At 63.7% G+C, this 23,798-nt stretch carries 21 protein-coding genes and 1 pseudogene; 6 read left to right on the top strand and 16 right to left on the bottom strand.

Annotated elements, in window-relative coordinates; translation table 11 throughout:
• Nucleotides 1-376 precede the first annotated feature (376 nt).
• Nucleotides 377-2,176 (bottom strand): methyl-accepting chemotaxis protein, encoded by a 1,800-nt coding sequence (locus VSR71_RS21450; RefSeq protein WP_342915856.1) that lies wholly within the window; start codon nt 2,174-2,176, stop codon nt 377-379.
• Nucleotides 2,177-2,556: 380 nt separating this feature from the next.
• On the opposite strand from VSR71_RS21450, the gene VSR71_RS21445 reads away from it, so the two are divergent.
• The 3 genes and pseudogenes from VSR71_RS21445 to VSR71_RS21435 all read left to right on the top strand — a co-directional run bounded on the left by VSR71_RS21445 (nt 2,557) and on the right by VSR71_RS21435 (nt 6,644).
• Nucleotides 2,557-4,407: a sulfatase-like hydrolase/transferase gene (locus VSR71_RS21445; RefSeq protein ID WP_342915855.1), complete on the top strand. Its 1,851-nt coding sequence runs from the start codon at nt 2,557-2,559 to the stop codon at nt 4,405-4,407.
• Nucleotides 4,408-4,576: 169 nt separating this feature from the next.
• A complete protein-coding gene (locus VSR71_RS21440; protein ID WP_342915854.1) occupies nt 4,577-5,452 on the top strand; it encodes a site-specific integrase in 876 nt (291 codons plus the stop codon).
• A gap of 21 nt (nt 5,453-5,473) precedes the next feature.
• Nucleotides 5,474-6,644: pseudogene (locus tag VSR71_RS21435) on the top strand (IS91 family transposase).
• 828 nt (nt 6,645-7,472) lie between these two features.
• Here the strand turns inward: VSR71_RS21435 and VSR71_RS21430 are convergent.
• The 3 genes from VSR71_RS21430 to VSR71_RS21420 all read right to left on the bottom strand — a co-directional run bounded on the left by VSR71_RS21430 (nt 7,473) and on the right by VSR71_RS21420 (nt 9,531).
• Entirely contained in the window at nt 7,473-8,519 is a 1,047-nt protein-coding gene (locus tag VSR71_RS21430) for an SGNH/GDSL hydrolase family protein (protein ID WP_342915853.1), read from the bottom strand.
• Nucleotides 8,520-8,977: 458 nt separating this feature from the next.
• Nucleotides 8,978-9,244, bottom strand: coding sequence for a site-specific integrase (locus VSR71_RS21425; protein ID WP_342915852.1), 267 nt, complete (start codon nt 9,242-9,244; stop codon nt 8,978-8,980).
• Nucleotides 9,245-9,285: 41 nt separating this feature from the next.
• Nucleotides 9,286-9,531: a hypothetical protein gene (locus VSR71_RS21420; protein WP_342915851.1), complete on the bottom strand. Its 246-nt coding sequence runs from the start codon at nt 9,529-9,531 to the stop codon at nt 9,286-9,288.
• 1,261 nt (nt 9,532-10,792) lie between these two features.
• Here VSR71_RS21420 and VSR71_RS21415 point away from each other — a divergent pair.
• From VSR71_RS21415 to VSR71_RS21405, 3 genes are all read left to right on the top strand, one after another.
• Nucleotides 10,793-12,139 (top strand): hypothetical protein, encoded by a 1,347-nt coding sequence (locus VSR71_RS21415; RefSeq protein ID WP_342915850.1) that lies wholly within the window; start codon nt 10,793-10,795, stop codon nt 12,137-12,139.
• 369 nt (nt 12,140-12,508) lie between these two features.
• A complete protein-coding gene (locus VSR71_RS21410) occupies nt 12,509-12,964 on the top strand; it encodes a DUF1772 domain-containing protein (RefSeq protein WP_342915849.1) in 456 nt (151 codons plus the stop codon).
• A complete protein-coding gene (locus tag VSR71_RS21405) occupies nt 12,951-13,409 on the top strand; it encodes an isoprenylcysteine carboxylmethyltransferase family protein (RefSeq protein ID WP_342915848.1) in 459 nt (152 codons plus the stop codon). The genes VSR71_RS21410 and VSR71_RS21405 overlap by 14 nt, the downstream gene beginning before the upstream one ends.
• 184 nt (nt 13,410-13,593) lie before the next feature.
• On the opposite strand, the gene VSR71_RS21400 is transcribed toward VSR71_RS21405, so the two are convergent.
• From VSR71_RS21400 to flhD, 12 genes are all read right to left on the bottom strand, one after another.
• Nucleotides 13,594-13,884 carry a hypothetical protein gene (locus VSR71_RS21400; protein WP_342915847.1) on the bottom strand — a complete coding sequence of 97 codons (291 nt, stop codon included), beginning with the start codon at nt 13,882-13,884 and terminating at the stop codon, nt 13,594-13,596.
• Nucleotides 13,885-14,295: 411 nt separating this feature from the next.
• Nucleotides 14,296-14,931, bottom strand: a complete 636-nt coding sequence (gene cheZ, locus VSR71_RS21395) for a protein phosphatase CheZ (RefSeq protein WP_342915846.1) — start codon at nt 14,929-14,931, stop codon at nt 14,296-14,298.
• A gap of 19 nt (nt 14,932-14,950) precedes the next feature.
• Nucleotides 14,951-15,337, bottom strand: a complete 387-nt coding sequence (gene cheY / locus VSR71_RS21390) for a chemotaxis response regulator CheY (RefSeq protein WP_342915845.1) — start codon at nt 15,335-15,337, stop codon at nt 14,951-14,953.
• A 92-nt stretch (nt 15,338-15,429) separates the two neighbouring features.
• Nucleotides 15,430-16,503, bottom strand: coding sequence for a chemotaxis response regulator protein-glutamate methylesterase (locus VSR71_RS21385; RefSeq protein WP_342915844.1), 1,074 nt, complete (start codon nt 16,501-16,503; stop codon nt 15,430-15,432).
• 21 nt (nt 16,504-16,524) lie between these two features.
• Complete coding sequence (gene cheD / locus VSR71_RS21380) at nt 16,525-17,193, bottom strand: chemoreceptor glutamine deamidase CheD (protein ID WP_342915843.1); 669 nt, start codon at nt 17,191-17,193, stop codon at nt 16,525-16,527.
• The gene (locus VSR71_RS21375; protein WP_342915842.1) at nt 17,193-18,116 is read right to left on the bottom strand and encodes a CheR family methyltransferase; all 924 of its coding nucleotides are present in this window, start codon (nt 18,114-18,116) and stop codon (nt 17,193-17,195) included. The genes cheD and VSR71_RS21375 overlap by 1 nt, the downstream gene beginning before the upstream one ends.
• 37 nt (nt 18,117-18,153) lie before the next feature.
• On the bottom strand, nt 18,154-18,648 hold the full coding sequence (locus VSR71_RS21370) for a chemotaxis protein CheW (protein WP_029049986.1): 495 nt from the start codon (nt 18,646-18,648) through the stop codon (nt 18,154-18,156).
• A gap of 34 nt (nt 18,649-18,682) precedes the next feature.
• Nucleotides 18,683-20,728: a chemotaxis protein CheA gene (gene cheA / locus VSR71_RS21365; RefSeq protein WP_342915841.1), complete on the bottom strand. Its 2,046-nt coding sequence runs from the start codon at nt 20,726-20,728 to the stop codon at nt 18,683-18,685.
• Between the two features lie 74 nt (nt 20,729-20,802).
• Complete coding sequence (gene motB, locus VSR71_RS21360) at nt 20,803-21,780, bottom strand: flagellar motor protein MotB (protein ID WP_342915840.1); 978 nt, start codon at nt 21,778-21,780, stop codon at nt 20,803-20,805.
• 25 nt (nt 21,781-21,805) lie between these two features.
• A complete protein-coding gene (gene motA / locus VSR71_RS21355; protein WP_342915839.1) occupies nt 21,806-22,669 on the bottom strand; it encodes a flagellar motor stator protein MotA in 864 nt (287 codons plus the stop codon).
• A 119-nt stretch (nt 22,670-22,788) separates the two neighbouring features.
• Nucleotides 22,789-23,394, bottom strand: coding sequence for a flagellar transcriptional regulator FlhC (flhC, locus tag VSR71_RS21350; protein ID WP_342915838.1), 606 nt, complete (start codon nt 23,392-23,394; stop codon nt 22,789-22,791).
• Nucleotides 23,391-23,708: a flagellar transcriptional regulator FlhD gene (gene flhD / locus VSR71_RS21345; protein WP_022537455.1), complete on the bottom strand. Its 318-nt coding sequence runs from the start codon at nt 23,706-23,708 to the stop codon at nt 23,391-23,393. Before flhD ends, flhC begins: the two co-directional genes overlap by 4 nt.
• Between the last annotated feature and the right edge of the window lie 90 nt (nt 23,709-23,798).

The following is a 23,798-nucleotide window of genomic DNA, read 5'->3' as shown; positions in this document are numbered from 1 at the left end:
CGTTCGAGGCTTGCAGGCCGACAAAGCACCACCGGCCTCGGCTGCAGCGATGGCGCCAGCGGGGCTTGCACGGCTTGCAGCATCGCGGGTTTCCGTAGCGGACGGCACAGCGCGTTCGCTGCGTACGCATGCTTGGAATGCAAGGGGGCGGCCATGAATCCGAAGCGTAAAGCGTGCGGTCGCACAGGCCAACTGACCATTCTCGAAGCGGCGGTTCGTTGCGGTCGAAGCGAGCGCACGGCTCCCTGCTGCGGCCAAGGCAAGATGCGGTCGCGAACGGACGGCCGACCGCTCTAGCCCCCTGCCATCGCTTGCCGCCCACAAGTCGCCATTCTTCCGTATCGTCAGTCCAGTGCCTGGCGTCCATCCCAGGGCGTCACCCGAGCCGGAACGTCCGCACGACGCTGGCCAGCGTGGCCGCCTGCCCCTGCAGTGCCGCCGCGGCGGCCGTGGACTCTTCCACCAGCGCGGCGTTCTGCTGGACCATCTGATCGAGATGGGTGACGGCGAGATTCACTTCCTGAATGCCGCGCGTCTGCTCGCGGGCAGCCTGTGTGATCTCGGAAATGATCTGTGTCACGCGGCCGACGTTCCCGACAATCTCGTTCATCGTGTCGCCACTCAGCCGCACCTGGCCAGAACCGGTGCTTACGCTGCTGACAGTCGATTCGATCAGCGTCTTGATTTCCTTGGCGGCCTGCGAGCTGCGTTGCGCCAACGCGCGGACCTCGCCGGCCACCACGGCGAAGCCGCGGCCCTGCTCACCGGCGCGCGCCGCTTCCACGGCCGCGTTCAGTGCAAGGATGTTGGTCTGGAATGCGATGCCCTCGATTACGCCGATGATGTCGCATACCTTCACCGCCGCGCGCTCGATATCATTCATCGTCTCGATGGCGTTGGAGATTGCCGTCCCGCCGTCGGCAGCCACCTGCTGCGCCTGCACGGCAGTCTCGTCGGCCTGCCGGGCCGATGCCTCCGACTGGCCCACGGTGGCGGTGATCTCTTCCATCGATGCGGCGGTCTGTTCGAGGCTGGCGGCGGCCGACCCGGTCCGGCGCGACAGGTCGGCATTGCCTTCGGCAATCTCGCTGGCGGCCACGTGGACCGATTCGCTGGCATCGCGGATCTGCCGCATCACGTGTACGAGCTTGTCGGCAAAGGTGTTGAACGCGCGTGCGATCTGCGCAACTTCGTCGCGGCCCTGTTCAGGCAGGCGTCGCATCAGGTCGCCATCGCCGGAGCCGATCGCCACCATTGCATCGCGGATGTCCGACAGACGGCGGAACGAGACCGCCGTGACGCCGGCCATGATCGCAGCCGCTGCGCCGGCCACGAGCACGAGCGCGATCATCGAGGCAATCAGCACCGAACGCATGCCCGCCGTGGCTTCCGCCTTGTCCAGCGCGATCACCGCCAGCCAGTCGGTGCCGGGGATCTCGCGTCCGCGCAACAGTTTTTCCGCGCCGCCGACGTCCACTTGCATCGGCGTCGTGGCGCTGGCGAGCACGCCGAGTTGGTCGGCATCGAGCGCCGGCATCAGATCGGAGAGCGGCTTGAGCGTGAGCTTGTCGTCGAGGTGCGCAACGATCTTTCCGCTACGGGCCACCAGGACGCCAAAGCTCGCCGGTGTCGGGCGAATCGATCGGACATTGGCCACGACGCTGTCCATTGCCACGTCGCCGCCCACCACACCCTTGACGCTGCCGTCGCGCACGATCGGCACCGCGAACGTCACCACGAGCTTGCCACTGCTGGCCGCGATGTACGGAGGTGTCACGATGGGCTTGCCGGCTGCCACAGCCTGCTTGTACCAGGGACGTGCGGTCGGATCGTAGTCGGGCTTCAGGCCGGTGGCGTCAGAAAACCGATGGCTCTTGTCGGGATAGCCGACATAGGTCTTGATGAACCCCCCAGCAGCGGCAACGAGCTGGAGGGCGGGAACCGGGTCTTCCTGCAGGGCCACATCCTGCAGCGCGTTGACCATCTGCGTGTGGCTGGTCACCCATTCGGCGATGGCGTCGACATGGCCGATCTGCACAGCCGCGAGGTTATTGTCGATGGCTTCATTGTTATAGGTTCGTGCCACGAGGTGGTTGACGAGGGCATTGACGGCAAGCGCGGCAATGACGATGGCGACCGATAGGGCCACGATGCGCGCGCGGAACGAGGAAGGCATGTGCTTGACTCTTCTCATTGATTAACCCGGATAGGGCAAGGGGGTGCGAGCCCTTCTACGGCTTCCGGGCTGCCGCCCTTTATGGTGTCGCTTCAAAAAACGGAAAATATTCCGCGCCAGGCCACTGCGGGGCTTAGCTGCTGCGGCTGCCTGGCCCTCGAATGGAGCGAATGGACCGACTATCTCGGAGTTACGCGCTTTCCTTTCACGCGGCGCCAGGAGCGCTGAATGAGCGCGGTGACCATACTCCCGATCGAGTGGAAGTTGTGACGATATGTGCGGTGGCCAACATCCCGCGCGTTGCGGCGCCCGGAAGCCGGATTGTTGGCCGGCAGCGATATTGTTAGGCTGCATTGAAATGCCTGATCGAGGCTTATTTCATGTTCCGGAAGTCCGCCATGCGGCGCGCCATCGATGGGGAGAGCGAGATGGACAGCGAGAAGAAGCCCGAAGCCGCGCTGACTCGCCGCGATTTTCTTCGCGCCGCAGGCCTGGGCGTCGCGGCGTTGGGCCTTGGTGCGGGTGACAATGCGCAGGCTGCAACGCCCGGTACCGGCGGCGCCGCGACATCCACGGGCAGCCGCACGGCGGGCCCATATAACATCCTTCTTATCCTGGTTGATCAGGAGCGCTATTTCCGGCCGGGAGAACTACCAGCGGGATATAGCCTGCCTGCGCACGAGCGCCTGATGAAACGTGGCACGACGTTCGTGAACCATCAGATCAACTCGTGCGTCTGCACGCCATCGCGCTCCGTGCTCTATACGGGCCAACACATCCAGCATACGCGGATGTTCGACAACACGAATTTCCCCTGGATCACCAGCATGTCAACCGAAATACCGACGCTCGGTGACATGCTTCGCGACGCAGGCTACTACACCGCGTACAAAGGCAAATGGCATCTCACCAAGGAGTTCGAGACCGTCAACAAGCTTGGCACGCCAACCAAGATATTTACCGCGGAGATGGAAGCCTATGGCTTCTCCGATTACATCGGAATCGGCGATATCATTGCCCACACAAGCGGTGGCTACCTCCACGACGGAGTAATCGCCGCAATGGGCACGAGCTGGCTGCGCGGAACGGGTCGCAAGCTTGCGGCGGAGGGAAAACCGTGGTTCCTCGCAATGAACCTCGTCAACCCCCATGACGTGATGTTCTATGATACCGACGCTCCTGGCACCCCGGTCCAGGCAACGCGCGGCCTCGCGCAAGTCGCCCGGGATCCGGCCGACCCGCTGTACGCCAGGCAATGGAACTTCACGCTTCCCGCCAGCCACGCCCAGGCGCTCGACGCACCTGGGCGCCCGCCCGCTCACCGCGATTTCCTGCGCTCGCACGACGCGATGGTCGGCGCCATTCCCAACGAAGAGGCACGATGGCGCCGGCGGCACAACTATTATCTGAACTGCATGCGCGACGTCGACCGGAATATCGCATCCGTTCTGGCTGAACTCGACGCCGCGGGTCTGACCGACAAGACCATCGTCATCCTGACGTCCGACCACGGCGACATGGACGGCGCCCACCAGCTCCACGCCAAGGGCGCGGTCTCTTATCGCGAGCAAAACAACGTCCCCTTGATCATCGCTCACCCGGCCTATCAGGGCGGCAAGCAATGTCGCGCCGTCACGTCGCATCTGGACATCGCGCCGACACTGGTTGCCATGACTGGCGTGGGCGCCGACAAGCGTGCGCCCCTGGTCAAGGGCCTGGCAGGGAAGGACCTTTCGGGGCTGCTCAGCGCCCCGGATAAGGCAGACGCGAACGCCGTCCGCGACGGCGCGCTGTTCTGCTACAACATGCTCGCCTATATTGACGGCGACTTCCTTTACAAGGCCGTTGACTACCTGCAGAAGGGCGGCAAGCCAAACCAATTCAAAAGCACCGGCATCCGGCCCGACCTGATGAAGCGCGGCGCCGTTCGCTCGGTCTTCGATGGGCGCTACACCTTCGCCCGCTACTTTTCGCCCAAGCAGCATAACCGGCCCGGGACGCTGGAGGAGCTTAACCGGTTCAATGACGTGGAACTGTATGACCTGCAGACCGACCCGCTAGAGACGCATAACCTGGCGGCAAACAGCCGGCACCGCGAGCTTGTCGTCGCAATGAACGAGAAGCTGAACCGCCTGGTAGATGCCGAAGTCGGTGAAGACCGTGGGCAGATGCTTCCCGGCGGCATCGATGCAGGGTGGGAAGTCACGCCGGAGACCATGGCCGGCGCGTGATGCGTGAGTCGCCCCCATGCTGCATGGTCGGACGCCTACCGGCCAGTGGACTAAACCGCTCGCGCGGTAGGGGCTACGGCCATACCGCGTCGGTCAGGGAGAGGCCGGTCACACGGTTCTATGTTGGCGAATGAGGCAATCCGCCTCGTTCTTCAACAGGAGCCGAATCATGACCTCCTTACCGGCAAACGCCAGTCCTCTGCGCCAGCGTATGATCGACGACATGCGCATGCGCCAGCTCTCGCCGAAGACGCAGGACACTTATCTGCACATCGTGCGCGAATTTTCCCGGTTTCTCGGGCGCTCGCCTGACACCGCCACCGTCGAGGACCTGCGACGCTACCAACTGCATCTCGTCGATCTCGGCACATCACCTGTCTCACTGAACCACGCGATCACGGGCCTGAAGTTCTTCTTCGAGGTCACGATCGACAGGCCTGAGCTCATGGTCAGGATGCACCCAGTGCGCGTGCCCCGCACCTTGCCCGTCGTTCTCAGCCCCGATGAAGTGCGGCGGCTCATCGAGGCTGCCGGCAACCTCAAGCACCAGACCGCGCTCTCGGTCGCCTACGGCGCCGGTCTGCGCGCCAGCGAAGTGGTGGCCCTCAAGGTGACCGACATCGACAGCCAGCGCATGACGCTGCGCATCGAGCAGGGCAAGGGCCGCCGCGACCGCTACGCCATGCTTTCCCCAGTGCTGCTTGAGCGCCTGCGCGTCTGGTGGCACGTGGCCCGGGCCCAGGGCAAGATGCTGGATGGCGGGTGGCTGTTTCCCGGGCTCGATCCCGTCGACGCGCTCAGCTCTCGACAACTGAACCGCGCCATCCACGCCGCGGCCGAAGCTGCGCACATCGACAAGCGCGTATCCATGCACACCCTGCGGCATAGTTTTGCCACTCACCTGCTCGAACAGAAGGTGGACATCCGCGTCATCCAGGTGCTGCTCGGCCATGCGAAGCTCGAGAACACCGCGCTCTACGTGCAGGTGGCTACCGACCTGCTGCACGAAGTCACCAGCCCGCTGGACCGCCTGCCTCCCCAGTAAGCCCGCGCGCTGCAGCACCTCATGCTGGAGGTTGCGGACATCTTCCGCAGCCACGGGCCAGCGTGGCGAGCCACGACACCCCTGAGCCTGGGGCAGTTGAAGGTCATGTCGGCCATCGAACAGTGCCGCACGGCGGCGCTGGGCGGGCATGTGCTGCGCTGTTCAGGTTGCGAGCGCATCGAGGTCGCCTTCAACTCCTGCCGCAACCGCCATTGCACGAAGTGCCAGGCCAGTGCCGCCCACCGCTGGCTCGAGGCGCGCCAGGCCGACCTGCTGCCCGTTGAGTACTTCCACGTGGTGTTCACGCTGCCTGCACCGATCGGCGCAATCGCCTGGTACAACAAGACGGTGATCTACGGGCTGCTGTTCGACATTGCCGCCGAAACACTCCGCACCATCGCCGCGGATCCAAGGCACTTGGGTGCCCAGATTGGCGCCACGCTCGTGCTGCACACCTGGGGCTCGGCGCTTACGCATCATCCGCACGTGCACGGCATCATCCCAGGCGGGGGCCTGTCGCCTGATGGTGAGCGGTGGATCGCATGCCGGCCTGGCTTCTTCCTGCCCGTGCGCGTCCTGTCGCGTCTGTTCCGGCGCCGCTTCCTCGAAGCGCTCGCCTCCGCTCACCAGCGTGGCCAGTTGCAGTTCTTCGGCGAATACACCGAGCATTGCTAATGCGGCTACCTTTGCTCGCTGGCTGGCGCCGCTGCGCTCCTGTGAGTGGGTCGTCTACGCCAAGCGTCCCTTTGCCGGACCAGACACCGTACTCGAATACCTCTCACGCTACACGCACCGAGTAGCTATCTCCAACCAGCGCCTGGTCGCCTTCGATGAACGCCGTGTCACCTTCCGCTGGAAGGACTACCGCGCAAAGGGACGCACGCGCCACAAGATCATGACGCTCGAAACCGGCGAGTTCATACGCCGCTTCCTGCTCCATGTGCTGCCCTCCGGCTTCCATCGCATCCGTCACTACGGCTTGCTCGCCAATCCGGTGCGCCGCGCCAGTCTCGCGAAGGCACGTGAACTGCTGGACTTCATGCCCGAAGTCGACAACCAGCCCGACGATCCCGGGGTTGCTGCCCCTGCGGTCTTCGTCTGCCGGCACTGCGGAGCGCCGATGATCGTCATCGAGATCCTGGAACGCACTGCGCCCATTCGCGCACCACCCCAGCGGCGAGGCCAGACATGAGCACCACGCTTTCCGGACGTGCAACTCGACCGTCGGCTTTGCGGCAACGCGGTCTACGAGCGGACGTTTGCGCTTGCCGCTTCGCGCAGCCCCTCGCACGTCCGCTTCATCCTCACGATTGCGCGACTGGACCGCCTCGTCACCGCACCAGGCTCTATCCAGCATCCCGTCTGACCGCGCAAGCTCCAACACCGTTGGGCATCCCGGCCTATCAATCGCCATAGCCTCCAACGCTCCGACCGCCTCGGAGCACTCCGCGGTTTCCTCCATCGAGGCTTGTTCGACGCCTGCCAGCAGCGCGCGGTGGCACACTCACGTTCCTGCGGACGACGGCAGGCATCGAACAACCCTAAACGGCAGCAGTCCTTCGTCTGTATCAACACTCGGACATTCGTGCGACTGCTTCGCTCAGTAAGCAGCCGTTCGGCCGCAATCCTGTGCTGTGCGAAGGCTATCCGCCCCCGACCTGAGCGCGATGAACTTGTCGCCTCCCTGTGCCATTGAAGGCAAGGCGTTTGACGGCGCCGCCCGGTCCCACAAGGGCTATAAAGCGCGAAGGCGAGGAGGGGGCGAGTGAGCGATAACACGCCGCCCCGCCGATAAGGGCCTCGCCGGATGGCCCAAGAATTCCACGCGAAAGGCGGGCGGCCGCTATCGGGCGGAGTGCTACGCGGGGGGTTTTGATGTGGTGTGCATAAAAACGCACACGCAATGGCGTCTCGCCGACACGAGGTGGCTGGATCGCGCGCCGGCATGTTCAGGTTGGGAGCGTGGCATGCTGACGCGCGACGCGGCGCAGGCGACAAGACGACTCGGTTAGTCCTCCGCCTATTTATTTGCCGCTTGCACAGCCTGCTCCACGAGCTCGGCAAACAGCGCATGCAGATGCGTTGTCGGATGAACGTCATCCGCGAACATATAGGTCTGATCCGCGTCCGGCGCCGTGTAGGTCTTCGGTGAGCAGAACAGAGAGCTGATCTCTAACTCCTTAGACAAAAGCTGAAGGTTGCAGCCTGTGCCGGTATTGCTCACCTGGAAACCCTTTTCCTTGAAATGGGCAAGCACATCGTTGATGAAGGCGAACTGATCAATATTGATGACCCGGTTCTGAATCCCTGCGGCCTGCATCGCGGTCGTTAGCGCCGAATTGAACGTTGTCGTCAACACAGTGAGGACGGATCCGATGCTGGGGTCGCTGATGCCGAACGGAGAGACGCCGATATTGCCGACATTCGAGACGACAACATGCTTGGCCCCGGAGTCGAGAACCTTTCCGACGATCGCCGCCAATTGTTGCGCGGCGAGGGTCATGGCGAGCGTCGCGTCATCATTTGTCTCGCTTCCTCCTAATACCGCGGCGGCGTGGATAAGGATATCGCTGCCGCCACCCTGCACGAGGACAAGTTGGTTGTCATTGAAGTTACCGTGGGCTGAAAGATGGTTCTGAAGCTGCGTCGTAATCGGTACCGTCAGCGCGCCAAGTCCATTCGACTTGAATTTGATGCCATTGGGATCCGTTACTCGGGCACCACCCTGGGCGTAGCCCAACCCGTTAGGGTGATTTTCCACCGGGGCTCCATAGCCCCCGGTTTGCGCCGCAGTCAGGGTTCCGCCGAAGAAGTTCGCGACAACCTGGGTCCACACCTGCCCAGGGTTGGTGGTAAAGCGCCCGCCACCGACCAGTTGCGCAACTGGTGCGTAGGTTCCTACGTCAGAAATGCTGTCGCCAAACGACACGACCTGGAATGTGAGAGGCGGATTGGTTGCTGGCTTGTCGTCGTCGTTCGACCCGCCACATGCGGCGAACAGTGCAACAGCGAACAAGAGCATTGCTGTGCGTAGGCGATTAATAAGGAACGGTTGGCGTGCTTTCATACGAACCTCTGCAATGGTCAGTGCCCCGGTCGTTCGCGCCCAGCAGGGCGCACTGGAGTTGAAGCCTTTGTATTGCGCCGCGGACAAGCAAGCGCCGCTTTGCCTGTCCATCAGCCGAGTTCGTGCGCGCGCTTGCTCGACCTCCAGTTCCGAGGTCCATCAGCTCTTGTGGCCAGGGGCGATTGAACTCTGTGTAGTACAAACTATTGGGTTTCGCGAGAAATGCAAGGCGATCAAATCGGCATCGTCTTTTGGCATTTTTGGCAACTGCCACACCCGTTTCATTCTTGTAGCACTTCGCGCCAAGTCGCCTGCTCGTGAGCCGACGATGTCCTGGAAGCGCTGTAAGGGAAGGTTGGGGTGGGCTACGGCGCGACGCTTTTTGGCGTTTCCCGCCGCCACGGCGTTACGCGATGGATGCATGGAATGACCTCCTGGGAGCTCGCACAGGACATCCGCTACGATCTGCGCATCTCGAGCTCCCGCTCGCGTCGCGCGTCTTCCGCATGCACGTAGACCGAGGTGATGGCCAGCGACGCATGGCCGAGCTGGTGCTGGACCACATCGAGCGCCACGCCGCGCGCAATCGCGTGCGAGCCGAAGGTGTGCCGCAGCCAATGGGCGCTGGCCTGCGCCAGGCGTGCCGCGCCAGCGGGATCCTCCGTGGCCAGCAGCTCGGCCGCTTGGGCAAAGAACCCCTTCCAGATCGCATCGAGCTGCGCCACCGACAGCTTGCCGGCGTGGCCGTCGGTCTTGACGCGGCCGATCAGCGGCGTCCCGGGTGCAGGCGCTCGAACTCCCGGCCCAGGCCGCGTGCGGCCTGGTAGTCGCGCAGCGCCTCGCGGGCACGTGCACCTCCCCGGCCCCGGGTGCCCTTCCCCACGAACGACAAGGTCCACGCGCCGCGCTGGTCGGCGGCCAGATCCTGCTGCCGCAGGTCGCCGACCGTGACCTGAGCCTGCTCGGAGATCCGCAGGCCGGTGGCGTAGGCGAAGCGCAACAGGAACTGCATCCGCGCGGTGCGGGCGTCGTCGGGCGGGAGCCCCGCGGCGAAGCGGCGCAGGAACTGCCATTGCGCGTCGGTAAAGCTGCGCAGCGACCTGGATGCGGCCCTGCCCGGCCGCCTTGGGCTTGGGCAGCAGCGCGAACGGGTTGTAGCGCAGGTATTGGGCGCTGACCAGCCAGGCGCACAGGCTTTTCACGATGGTGAAGGCCTGCCGGACGCTGCCGGGCGACAGCAGCCCCTCGAACGGCCGCCAGTCGAAACGATAGCGCGGCGTGCCGCGCGCCCCGACCCACTGCGCCGCGGGCTGCGGATCGGCGAGGAAGGCCAGATACGCGCTGCAGTCCTCGACGGTCAGATCGGACAATCTTGCACGCTTTCCGGTTCCATCCTGGCCGCAATGAGAAGATCGGCTAAAAGAGCAAGCGACTCACTCGGCGAGGCCGAGATGAGCTGCGTGGGCCGCAACTCGACTGTCCGTAACAGGTTGGGACTCTGCCGTCTACCTACCCATTTTCCAATGCCCGAGAAGGGTCGATAAGCGACCTTGGGTTTCCCGGAAATCGGCGAAGTATTTTTTTTGACGTGCAGTGTCGCGACTGAAACAACTTCAGCGGGCTTACGCCTACTCGCGGCGGGTGCGCTGCTGTCGGACCCAATCAATCGGAGCCCCCAGGCGTCCCCTGATCACAGGTGGGTCGCCGAACGGGTCCGTGTTCTCATGTGACGCCCTTCGCGCATCCCCAAGTATCAGGGATTGATACGAATGTAGCAGGCGATTGTTCATTGAAGCCCTTCGCAACCAAAGGGGATGGGAGCCTGCGGCACCCAATTACACCGCAATTGCAGGCGTCGACTTTCTTAACGCGCTCCCAATCATGGGGCGAGTTATCGGCTTCAAAAATGTAACGCTTTCGGACGCGCAACAACCACAAAACCTTCCCACACGTTGCGGCGCAGCAGACAAACACAGCGCTTGTTGAATTAGGCACGCTTTTCGCAATGGCGTGGGATCGTCTTCTCGGAGGTGACGGTCATGACTGACACGATCCGCTGAAGAAAAGCCTCGTGGCCTCGGCCCACTGAGACGGTGGCGGCTCCGGACCGCCAAGCCGGGTGGCTATCGCCATATGCTCAAGCTGAATGGCCGCTGCGGCACTCGAACCCGGCTCTGGATGAAGATGGGCGCTGCCACATTGGGTCGCCGAACAGCCAAGGTGACAAGTGTCCATCTGGTGTGCGATGTGAAAAAAATGAAAGGGGGAATACCATGAAGCGTATCGCTAATGCTGTGATCAATCTAACGTTCGCAGCGGCAAGTCTGAGCGCGATCGGTGCCACGCCATCGCAAATCGATACGGCAATCACAAACGCCTATGGTTGGCTCGACGGCCAATATCTGGAGGGCTGCGTCCAATCGTACAAGAACGACATCAACGATCAGTACACCATCGAGAACGGGGTTTACAAGCTGATCGTTCCGCGCGCGCCCGACGACCACGGCTACACTTACGACCAGGCACTGGCGGTGATCGCGTACCTGCAGGATACGCGCCACGGTAATCGCAATCACAGCGCGACCAAAGCATGGACAATTCTGAACCGGTTGAATGCGCTCCAGAATGCGGAGGGATCATGGTTCACGGCCTATACCTGTTCGACCTCTGGCACCAACGGTGCCGTAGCCGAGCCGTTTACTGACGTCGGCCCGACGGCGTGGGTCGGCCTGGCAGCAATGGCCTTTAAGGCCCGCAATCCGGATGACACGACATTCGATGACATGATCATTGCCATCGCGGGCTACGTTTCGCGCATCCAGTGGAAGACCCAGTGGGGCGGCGACGGCGCCGTGAACTTTGCGTCAAATCGTCTACAGTGGGTGGCGGCCACGGAACACAACATCGACCTCTATGCCTTCCTGAAGGGCATCAGGGCGAACAGTGCACTGTACGCGAAGGCCAATTCGACACTGGCTGGCGACTACTCGATCGACTCCACGCTCGACAACATTTACTACTTCCTGACCAACCGCGTGTGGAACCAAGCCGAGTTGCATTTCAACGGCGGGCGTAACGATGGCAAGTTCCCCACCGATATGCTGACATTCGGTTCCGCGTCACTGGGCGACGACTTTAACAACGCGTACTATTCGCTGGTTCGCTGGGCGGTCGAGACGTCGCCTAGCCCGTTCGAATATAGCGGCGTCGTGGATTTCGTCCATAGTCGGGAGCGGGCCAATCAGGGTACCTACTTCAACGGCTGGTATGACTATTTTTCCGCCAGCGCGGGATCGAACGGCGACCTCGTCATTGTCAACGATAAGCTGCAGGACGCCTGGTACGAAGGCACAGGCCAGATGGTGGTGGCGCTCAAGATGGCGAGAGCCTTCTATGCGAGCCTAGGCTGGGGCACTTCGGCAATTCAGGAAAAGATCGACAAGTACCTCAGCAACTTGGTGGCCCGGCAGCAAGGAGACGGTGGCTTGAGCTACTCGGATCGCGGCAGCAGCAACACCTATTTCCGCATGAAGACGGCCTCCGCGGTCGCCGCTAGCACATGGTTGATCTTTGCTGCGCGCGGCTTCAACTGCTTCTACCCTTTTGTTCGGACCTATTGAGTCAGGATCCACCACTCGCGTCGAAAGACGGCTGATGGGGGAGATACAGGGTGCACTGGGCTCGCAGGCAGCAAGCCACATGCATCCCTCGCCCTTTGAATATGGGGCGCCTGCCATAGTGACAGGCACGCTAACAGGCTGTGCGATGGTGTGGGAATGGCTGAGATGAGCCAAGCCCGACAACCCTATGCGTTTGCCGAAGGCTGAACGATTCCATCAAGCTGTTGCGTTGACCGGTTGAATCCACACCCCAGTTCTGCCATAGGCGGGTGCCCCTCTGCTCGCGCATTGCCGTACGAATACGAATTCCCTGTGGGCCCTACTCGCATTCTTCACCATAATTGGAGTTAGGCTTCAGGGGGGGATGTGATGAACCAGGCACTGCAAATGATTGCCGCATTCGCTGCGATGCTCTTCGCCGGGGCCGCCTTGTATGTCAACGTGGTTGAGCATCCCGCAAGAATGGTGCTTGAGACAAGATCTGCGGCACAGCAGTGGGCGCCCAGCTATAAGCGCGCCACGCTCATGCAGGCTCCATTGGCGCTGGTCAGCTTACTGAGCGGAGTGATGGCGTGGCTTTTGGGTGCCAGCATCTGGTGGTTTGCTGCCGCGCTCCTGATCGGATCAGTCGTGCCGTATACCTTGCTCGTCGTAATGCCCATCAACCACAAGATTCTCGAGCCGGATCGCGATCTATCGTCGGTGGAGACCCGAGAACTCTTGCAGAAATGGGCCAGACTGCATGGAGTGCGCACAGCATTGAGTCTTGTCGCGTCCGCCATCGATATGTGGCAGTTGGGTGGAGTTGGAAATGGAGTCACTTGAACTGAAGATCCCGCCACCAGTCGTGGCGTTGCTGACCGGCTTCCTCATGTGGCTCGCATCCAAGTTAATTGCCCCGGTTGTAGTTCCGTTCCGTCGCGTAGGTGTCGCAGTTGCCATTGCTTGCGTTGGCGCAGTTATCGGGGTCTCGGCCATGGTTTCATTCCTGCGGGCGAAGACCACAATGAACCCGATCAAGCCCGGTACTGCGTCGTTGCTCGTAACTGACGGGGTGTTTTGCTTCACGCGCAATCCCATGTACCTGAGCCTGCTGCTGTACTTGTTCGCGTGGGCGGTGTACTTGTCAAACTGGCTGCCCCTGCTATTCCTGCCTCTGTTTGTGCTCTACATCAACCGGTTTCAGATTGCACCTGAGGAGCGCACGCTTTCATCGCTTTTCGAAGCACAGTACGTTGCATACAAAGGGAAAGTCCGCCGATGGCTGTGACGCATGACCATCGAGCTGGCAATGTCCATGTCCCTGTGAACAGGACAAAGGATTCGACCGTTCTGACTGGATAGCGCCTCCTAACCCTACTTCGTCAACAAGTCATCCGCCGGCGGCTGCCCGAAGATCAAATCGCCCGGGATGGGGCGGCAGCCTATTGCACGACTGCGCACCCCGCCCAACGTCAGTCAACCTGCAATGCCTGGCCATGTAGCGCGACCAGTTCACTCAACACCTGCGTCTCGTGCGCCAGCCGGGCCGCGAGGGAAAGCAAGCCCTCCCAGGTTCCTTGGTCGAGATCCACGGGTTCCAGACTCGAGGCCCCATGATCGCTCGCCATGAGCAAAAGCCCATGAAGCTGCGCAGCCCGTTGCACTGCGAGACTCAGCGGATTCTCCCCCGGGCTATGAGCGGTCACGAGCATGTCGACACCATTGTGTTCCGCTGTAATACCGTGATGACTATGGCTATACATGGCACAACTCCGCATACGCGTCTAGCGCGCGCTGCTGCATTGTGAAGGTACTGGAGATTGCCAATCGCCCAGAATGGGCAAGTAAGAACTGAAGCATGGGAATGCCCCCTATCCATACAGGTTCAGTCCCGCTCCCCGGGTGCTGATTGGGGTGGGCGGGCGCAAGGCAGGGTTAGCAGACCGGGAAAGAGCCGAAAGCCGGCGAGCCCGAAGGCTCCCCTGCCAGGGCCCGCCCAAAGAAGGGGCGTGCGCAGGCACAGCGGACGTAAGGGTACCGCCAGAAGACGAACGTTCGGCTCTCTCTCCGGGCTGCTAAACCCGGTCGCCACGACGCAGCGACGAACCCAGTATGAAGAGAGGCTACAAGCGCGAGTATGGGCAAACTCTTAAAAAGCAAGCCCATCCAGAACGTCAGAACCCCAGACTAGCCAACAAATCATCCACCTGCGCCTGGTCCGACACCACGTCCGGTTTGCCCTCCGGATTCACCTGCGGCCCGTTCATCAGCGTCGACGGCGCCTGAACTTCCACGCGCCGCTCGGACGGGACATTGTCGATCAGCACCTGCAGCAACTCCTGCTCCAGCGTGCGGATCATGTCCATCATCTTCTTGATCACCTGCCCGGTCAGGTCCTGGAAGTCCTGCGCCATCATGATGTCGAGCAGGTGGCTGTTGGTGGCGCGGGCCTGGCCTGGCACCTCGGACAGGAAGGCGCGCGTGTCGAGCACCAGCGAGCGGGCGTCGGCCAGCTCCACCGGCTTGTCGAACCACGCACCCCAGCGCTTGTCCAGGGTCTCGGCCTGCCGCTCGATGTCGGACTGGATCGGCTGCGCCAGTTCGACCGCGTTCAGCGTGCGCTCGGCGGCCTGCTCGGTCATTGCCGCGATGTAGTTGAGGCGGTCGCGCGCATCGGGAATGGCCTGCGCGGCGCGCTCGATCTCCTTGTCCAGGCCGAGCTCGCGCATATTGTCGCGCAGCATCCGCGTCAGGTTGCCGATGCGCAGGATCAGTTGCTCGGCGGAATCGTTGCTCAGCGTCGGAGTCATGGCAAAGGGCTCCTCTGGATCAACCGCCGAGCTTCTCGAAGATCTTGGTGATCTTCTCGTCCAGCGTGGCTGCAGTGAACGGCTTGACCACGTAGCCGTTGGCGCCGGCCTGGGCCGCGGCGATGATGTTTTCCTTCTTGGCCTCGGCGGTCACCATCAGCACCGGCATCTTGCCGATATTCGCGTCGGCGCGGATCGCCTGCAGCATCGACAGGCCGTCCATGTTGGGCATGTTCCAGTCCGAGATCACGAACTGGAAGCTGCCGTCCTTGGCCTTCTCCAGGCCGGCGGCGCCGTCCTCGGCTTCCTCGACGTTGACGAATCCCAGCTCCTTGAGCAGGTTGCGGATGATCCGGCGCATGGTCGGGAAATCGTCCACGACCAGGATCTTGATGCTCTTGTCCACTTTGAGGGCTCCAGGTAAATGCAATATTGACTAGTCGGTCCAGCTTGTTGTTTCAGCTTGTTGTCTGGGCTTGTTCAGGTTTCCGGGTCCGTTCAGACCCGTTGCGCGCGCGTGCCGTACGTGGCCAGGCGCGCCATCACGCGCTGGGTCATTGCCGGCAAGGGCACGATTTCATGCACGCCGCCGGTGGCGATCGCCTCCTTCGGCATGCCAAACACGATGCAGGTGTGCTCGTCCTGCGCCAGGTTATACGCGCCGGCGTCGCGCATGCGCAGCATGCCGCGCGCGCCGTCCTTGCCCATGCCGGTCAGAATCACGCCGATCACGTTCTTGCCGCCATGCTCGGCGGCCGAATCGAACAGCACGTCGACCGAGGGCCGGTGCCGGTTGACCGGCGCTTCCTGCGACAGGTGCGCGACATAGTTGGCGCCGCTGCGCGCCAGGCGCAGGTGCGAGTCGCCCGGCGCGATGTATGCATGGCCAGGCAGCACGCGTTCGCCATGCTCGGCTTCCTTCACTGTGATGCGGCACAGCCCGTCCAGGCGCTGCGCGAACGAGCGCGTGAAGCCGGCCGGCATATGCTGCACGATCATCACCGCGGGGCTGTCGGGCGGCAGCGGCATCAGGAATTCCTTGATCGCCTCGGTGCCGCCGGTGGAGGCGCCCAGGATGATCAGCTTCTCGGTCGACAGCAGCGGGCTGCGCAGTATCGGCGCCGGGGCACTGGCGCCAGGCGCCGGCTGTGCCGCGGCGCGAACGCGCGCGCGCGCTGCGGCACGCAGCTTGTCGGCGATGGTGTCGGTGTACTCGATCAGCCCGTCGCGGATGCCGAGCTTGGGCTTGGTGACGAAATCCACCGCGCCCAGTTCCAGCGCGCGCATGGTGATTTCCGAGCCGCGCTCGGTCAGCGACGACACCATCAGCACCGGCATCGGGCGCAGCCGCATCAGGCGCTCCAGGAAATCGAGGCCGTCCATGCGCGGCATTTCGACGTCCAGCGTCAGCACGTCCGGGTTCAGGCGCTTGATCAGGTCGCGCGCCACCAGCGGGTCGGGCGCGGTGCCAACCACTTCCATGTCGGGCTGGCTGTTGATGATCTCCGTCATCAGGCTGCGGATCAGCGCGGAATCGTCCACGCAGAGCACCTTGATCTTGGCGGCAGTCATAGGAATTCGTGCTCGGTTGGGTCAGGGAAGCTGGCGCGTGGAAGACTGCCGCGCAAACAGTTCGGGGGTGCGCTCCGGCGCGTGCGCCGGCGTCTTGGCGGAGGTGGCGATGGCCCGTGCCAGCGCGCGTTCGTCGCGCGCCACCGAGACCGCGTCGTCCTGCCGCGTCAGGCGACGCACCAGCGCCAGCCCGCCGATCGGGAAATAGCTGACGCGGCGCGCATGCGGGCCGCGCAGGTCCTGCGCCGCGACGCGGATCTCTTCGGCCTTGAGGTAGCGCAGCACAAAATCCGCATTGCGGTCGCCGATGTTCAGCGTGGTCATGTTGGCCAGCACCGCGCCGCCGCCGAAGACCTTGGCCTCCAGCCGCTCGCGCCGCGCGCCCATCTTGAGCAGCTCGTTGATCAGCACTTCGAGCGCGTAGCTGCCGTAGCGCATCGACGGTGACAGCATGCGGTCGGCGCTGCCGCCGCCCTCATCGTCGGGCAGCATGAAGTGGTTCATGCCGCCGACTCCGGCGACCTCGTCGCGGATGCACGCGGCCACGCACGAACCCAGCACGGTGGTCAGCACCACGTCCTCGCGCGTCACGTAGTACTCGTTGGGCAGCAGCTTGACCGCCTGCTTGCCGAACTCGCGGTCAAAGTAGGTGCGCGTGGCCAGCGCCTCGGGCAGATAGGGCGTGCGCATCAGGCCCTTCCCGCCCTGGCGGCATCGGGCGCCAGTTCGTAGATAGTCTGCCCGCGCAGCTGGAATGCGCGCGTGACGTAGGAGAAGTTCTCCGAGTGGCCGGCGAAGAGCAGGCCGTGCGGCTTGAGCAGCGGCACGAAGCGCTCCAGGATGCGGCCCTGCGTCGGCTTGTCGAAATAGATCATCACGTTGCGGCAGAAGATCGCATCGAACTGCTCGCGGATGCCCCAGTCGGGCGCGAGCAGGTTGAGCGGATCGAACGTGATGGTGGCGGCCAGCTCGGGCTTGACCTTGACCGAGCCCGTGCGCGGGCCGGTGCCCTTCAGGAAGAAGCGCTTGAGTCGTTCGGGCGACAGCCGCGCGACCTGGTCGGCCGAATACACGCCGCTGCGGGCCTTGGCCAGCACCTGCGTGTCGATATCGGTGGCCAGCACGGTGGCGGCGCGGTCGCCCAGCGCCTCGGCCAGCGTGATGGCGATCGAGTACGGTTCCTCGCCGGTGGACGCCGCGGAGCACCACACGCTGTACGGGCGGCCGATCTTCTTCGCATGCTCGGCCAGCAGCGGGAAATGGTGCGATTCGCGGAAGAACGAAGTCAGGTTGGTCGTCAGCGAGTTGGTGAAGAACTCCCACTCGGGCGAGCGGTCATCCGCTTCCAGGATCGCCAGGTACGAGGCAAAGTCGGCCAGCTGCAGCGTGCGCAGGCGGCGCGCCAGGCGGCTGTAGACCATTTCGCGCTTGTGGCTGCCCAGCGAAATGCCCGCTCGCTTGTGGATCAGCGCGCGGATCTTCTCGAAGTCACGCTCGGTCAGCAGGAAGTCGCGCATCTCGTCGCGCCGCGGGCTGGCGGCCGGCGCTGAGATTGCACCCGCTAGGCCCTGGAGGCTGGCGGGAGCGCTGGCGGCAGAGCGGAACGGCGTCATGGCTGGCGTGGCGATTCAGGTTGCGGCGGCGCCGCCGTCAGGCCAGCTCGGCCTCGACCAGCGCCATCTCGGGGCTGGTCATCAGCTTCTCGATATCGATCAGCACCAGCATGCGGCCGTCGACGGTGCCCAGGCCGGTGAGGTGCTCGGTCGAGATCGACACGCCGAACTCCGGCGCCGGCTTGATCGCCTCGCCGGTCAGTGTCAGCACGTCCGACACGCCATCCACCACGATGCCGACCACGCGGCCGGCCACGTTGAGGATGATGACCACGGTCTGGTGGTCGTAGCGCACGTTGCCCAGGCGGAACTTCAGGCGCAGGTCGACGATCGGCACGATCACGCCGCGCAGGTTGGTCACGCCCTTGATGAAATCGGGCGCGCTGGAGATGCGCGTGACGGTCTCGTAGCTGCGGATCTCCTGCACCTTGAGGATGTCGATGCCGTATTCCTCCGAGCCCAGCGTGAAGACCAGGAATTCCTGGCCCGAAGCGTCGCTTCCGGGGGTATCGATGTGTCCGATGCCGGCCATGATGTGTTTTCTCTTCCTGTAGTGGGTCGGTAGGTCAGGCGAACGACGAAGCCAGCGCCGGCTCCTGCCGGCGCACGCCGGTGCGCTGCAGCGCGCCGACATCGACGATCAGCGCCACGCTGCCGTCGCCGAGGATGGTCGCCGCCGAGATGCACGGCACCTTGCGGTAGTTGGTCTCCAGGTTCTTCAGCACAACCTGGTGCTGGCCGATCAGCTGGTCCACCAGCAGCGCGAAGCGCTTGCCCTCGGCCTGCAGGATCACGGCGATGCCCTGCGTCGGCTCCTGCAGCGCGTCGGCGACGTTGAAGACGCGGTGCATTTCCAGCAGCGGCAGGTATTCGCCGCGCACGTGCATGACGCGGTCGGAATTGGCGGCGGTATGCACGTCCTCGGCCTTGGGCTGCAGCGATTCCATCACGCAGTTCAGCGGCAGGATGAACGTCTCTTCGCCGACCTTGACCGACATGCCGTCCAGGATCGCCAGCGTCAGCGGCAGCACGATGCGGATGGTGGTGCCCAGGCCCGGGCGCGAGCTGATCTGTACATGGCCGCCCATCTCCTGGATGTTGCGCTTGACCACGTCCATGCCCACGCCACGGCCGGAGACGTCGGTGACGACTTCGGCAGTGGAGAAGCCCGGCGCGAAGATCAGCTGCCAGACTTCCTCGTCGCTGATGTTCTCGGATACCGGCAGGCCGTTCTGGATCGCCTTGGCCAGGATGCGCTCGCGGTTCAGGCCGCCGCCGTCGTCGCTGACCTCGATCACGATATTGCCGCCGTGGTGCTGCGCGGACAGGATCAGCTGGCCGGTGGGCTCCTTGCCGGCGGCGACACGCTTCTCGGGCGTCTCGATGCCGTGGTCCAGGCTGTTGCGCACCAGGTGCGTGAGCGGGTCGATGATGCGTTCGATCAGGCTCTTGTCGAGCTCGGTGGCCTTGCCGAAGGTGACCAGGTCGATCTGCTTGCCGAGCTTGCTGGCCAGGTCGCGCACCAGCCGCGGGAAGCGCGAGAACACGTAGTCCATCGGCATCATGCGGATCGACATCACCGCTTCCTGCAGGTCGCGCGCATTGCGCTCGAGCTGGCCCATGCCGGAGAACAGGCGGTCGAACAGCACCGGGTCGAGCGAGGACGCGGTCTGCGCCAGCATCGACTGGGTGATCACCAGTTCGCCAACCAGGTTGATGATCTGGTCGACTTTTTCGGTCGGCACGCGGATCGAGCCCTCGCCGTGCGCGGCGGCCGGGGCCGGCTTGGCTTTTTCCTTTTCTTTCTCGCGTGCGGAAGGCGCGGCAACCGCCGGGGCGACGGCAGCCGCAACCGGCGCCGGAGCCGGCGCGGCCACTGGCGCCGGTGCCGGTGCCGGTGCCGTTGCATCGGTCGCGGCCTCGATCACGATCTGGTCCATGTCGATCACGAAGCAGCACACCGCGATGATGTCGTCGGCGCTGCACTGGGTGTTGAGCCACACCACCAGTTCGCCGTTGGCCTCCTCCTGCCCGGTGATCTCGCCGAGGTTGGCGAGCTCTTCGCGCAGCAGCGCCTGGTCGTTGGCGGAGACCTTGATCAGCCGGATCTTCAGCGCGCCGCCGGCGACTGCAGCTGGTGCGGCAACGGGAGCGGCGGCCGGTGCGGCAGCGGGCGCGGGGGCCGGCGCCGCCGCGGGTGCGCCCGCCTCGCCGGCGGCTTCCTGCGCGAGCTGCTGCAGCACGGCGCAGATGCGCGCCAGCGTTTCCGGATCGGGTTCGGTGCCGTTGCGGTAGGCGTTGAGCTGGTCTTGCAACACGTCCTTGGTTTCCAGAAAGGTGTCGATGATGGTCCTGGTCAACGCCAGTTCCCGCCGGCGTGTACGGTCCAGCAGGTTCTCGAAGATGTGAGTGGTCTCGGTCAGCGCCGCGAACCCGAAGGTGGCGGCTCCGCCCTTGATCGAATGCGCCGCCCGGAAGATCGCATTCAGATGCTCCGGATCAGGAGACTCGATGTCCAGGCCGAGCAGCAGCTGCTCCATTTCCACGAGCAGTTCTTCCGCTTCCTCGAAGAAGGTCTGGTAAAACTGTGTGATATCGATATCGACAGACATGGCGTCCTGACTCACTAGGTTGCTGCGCTAGGCGCGGGCGCCGCCGGTGCGGCCGCGCCTGGTGGTTTGCTGTGTCATGGCTTGCTGCCCTGCGGTGCCGCTGCAGGCGCCGCCGGCGCCGCGGAGGCTGCCGCCAGCCCGGCCTGCATTTCCTGCGCCGCCTTGCCGGCCTGCACCGCCACCGAGACCTCGGCGGCGCTGGCGTTCTCGGCCTCGAAGCGCGCCTGCGCCTTCTGGTTGAGCACCACGATGCTGATGCGGCGGTTCACGGGGGCCAGCAGGTCGCCCTTGTCCAGCGGCATGGTCGCGGCCAGGCCCAGCACGCGCAGCACCTTGCCCTCCTGCATGCCGCCCGCGATCAGTTCGCGGCGCGAGGCATTGGCGCGGTCGCTGGACAGCTCCCAGTTGCTGTAGGTGCGCTCGCCGTTGGAATAGTTGGCCGCGTCGGTATGGCCGGACAGGCTGACCTTGTTCGGCAGTTCGTTCAGCACCGGGCCGATCTCGCGCAGGATGGCGCGCATATAGCTTTCGACGGCGGCGCTGCCGGTGCGGAACATCGGGCGGTTCTGCGTATCGAGGATCTGGATGCGCAGGCCTTCGCTGGTGATGTCGAGCAGCAGCTGCGGGCGGAACTGGCGCAGCACCGGGTTGTTCTCGATGATCTGCTCAAGGCGCTGCTTGAGCGCGCGCAGGCGCTGACCTTCCTGCAGCTCGTTGCGGCGCTGCTCCTCGCTCGGGTCGTTGTCGCGCGCGCGCATGATCTCGCCGTCCTTGCGCATGACGTCCATGCCGCCGCCCGGGATCACGCTGGGCGACTGGCTGCTTTTCTCGCCGCCGACGATGGCCACCTTGAGCGGCATGCGGAAATACTCCGCGATGCCTTCCAGCGTCTTCTTGTTGGCGCTGGACAGCAGCCACAGCACCAGGAACAGCGCCATCATCGCCGTCATGAAGTCGGCGTAGGCGATCTTCCAGCTGTGGTTGCCGTGCGGCCTGGCGTGCGATTTCGCCCGGCGGACGATGATCGGACGCATGTCATGTGCGCTGCTCATGGGGGTGCCTCCTGCCTTGCCGTGCTCAGTTCAGGCTCTTGACTTCGCGCACGTGGTCGTCGAGCTCGAGGAACGACGGCCGCACCGTGGAGTACAGCACCTTGCGGCCGAATTCCACCGCGACCAGCGGGGCGTAGCCGTTCAGGGAGGCGAGCAGCACCACCTTGATGCACTCGTAGACCTTGACGTTCTCGGACACCTGCAGCTCGATGCGTGCGGCCAGCGGCGAGATAAAGCCGTAGGCCAGCAGGATGCCCAGGAAGGTGCCGACCATGGCGTGCGCGATCAGCGCGCCCAGCTCCGCCGGCGGCAGGTCGGCCGAAGCCAGCGCATGCACCACGCCCATCACCGCGGCGACGATGCCGAAGGCGGGCAGCGCATCGCCGACGCGCGACAGCGCATGGGCGGGAATCTCGGCCTCGTGGCGGAAGGTCTCGATCTCGTGGTCCATCAGGGCCTCGATCTCGAAGGCGTTCATGTTGCCGTTGACCATCATGCGCAGGTAGTCGGTGAGGAATTCCATCACCACCGGGTCCGACAGGATGCGCGGGTACTGGCTGAAGACGCTGCTGGAGGCGGGGTCCGCGATTTCCTTTTCCAGGAACAGGATGCCCTCGCGGCGTGCCTTGGACAGCAGCACGTACAGCAGCGACATGACGTCGAGGTACAGCTCCTTCTTGTACTTGGAGCCCTTGAACAGGCCCGGCAGGGCCTTTGCGGTGGCCTTGATGGCCTTGGTGGTGTTGGTGGCGATGAAGGCACCGAAGGCGGCGCCCCCGATGATCACGAATTCCGCCGGTTGATATAGCGCGCCCATGTGGCCGCCGGTCATGGCGTAACCGCCAAGCACCGCGACAACCACGACGACATAGCCAAGAACTACTAGCACGATGGGATCCCCGTCAAAAAACGCGCGTCAATCACGCACAATGGCCCGCGCACGGGCGAACGGGGAGTGGTCCGTCCGCCAGCGCTGCAAGCTTGCCGGCCGACGGACCTCAACCAGGATCAGGCGTTGGTCTGCACGGCGGCGGCGTCTTTCGAGAGCTTTTTCACTTTCCCTGCGCGCGAGGGCGGACGGCACAGGCTGCACACGAAATTCGCGTGCGGCTCGTACGCGTGCGTGACGAACTGTCCGCCGCAACACGTGCAGCTGGACAGCTGCAGCATATTGCTCTCGAAGAACCGTACTAACGTCCAGGCACGCGTGAAACTTAAGACAATTTCGCCGCCAAGCAGCGAAACGTGCTCGAGGTACAGGCGATAGGCCGCCACCACGGCGCGGATCCCCACGGTCTCGCCTTCCTGCACCATGAACTGGTAGGCAGAGAAGAACAGCGACGAGTGGATATTCGGCAGCCAGGTGGTGAACCAGTCCGTCGAGAAGGGCAGCATGCCCTTGGGAGGCGAGACCCCGCGCAGTTCCTTGTACAGGCGGATGAGCCGGTCGCGCGACAGCGTGGTCTCGGCTTCAAGCACCTGCAGGCGCGCACCCAGGCCGATCAGCTCGATGGCGAGCTGGGTCTGGTTGGCATCCTGGAGAACGCTCTTGCGGGCGGCTGTGGAGGTGGCCGTGAAACTCCGGTTCGGCTCGGCCTTCAGCAGCGCGGTCAATTGAGTGACTCCACAGGCTGACGAGCAAGCAGGATCGCGGCGTGGATCTGCTGCATGTCATGGCTCTTGGCCGTGTGGGTGAGAGTGGACAGAAGCGCATGGTCGTCAAAGCGGAACCTGCACAGCACCATGTTGGATGCCGCGAGCTTGACGAGTTGCGCCGAAGTCAGCTTGCCAAGGATATCCGCGATTTCCTTGCTGACCCCGAGCCGGAACATGGCTTCGACCTGGTTTTCGCGCACGAGTCTTTGCGCGAGCAGCAGATAGGCGAGGTTAACCTCCCTGATCTCCTGGAGAACTTCACTGCTTTCCAATTTTTCCCCGCTACCAAAAACCCACCGTTGCCGCTTGTCCGGCGCTTACCGGGCCCCAAGGGGTCCGGCGACCAGATCGTTGGTTTGCGG

It is taken from the genome of Cupriavidus oxalaticus (assembly GCF_038900635.1).
GTDB classification, from domain to species: Bacteria; Pseudomonadota; Gammaproteobacteria; order Burkholderiales; family Burkholderiaceae; genus Cupriavidus; species Cupriavidus oxalaticus_B.
This window is presented reverse-complemented; position numbering and strand designations above follow the sequence as displayed.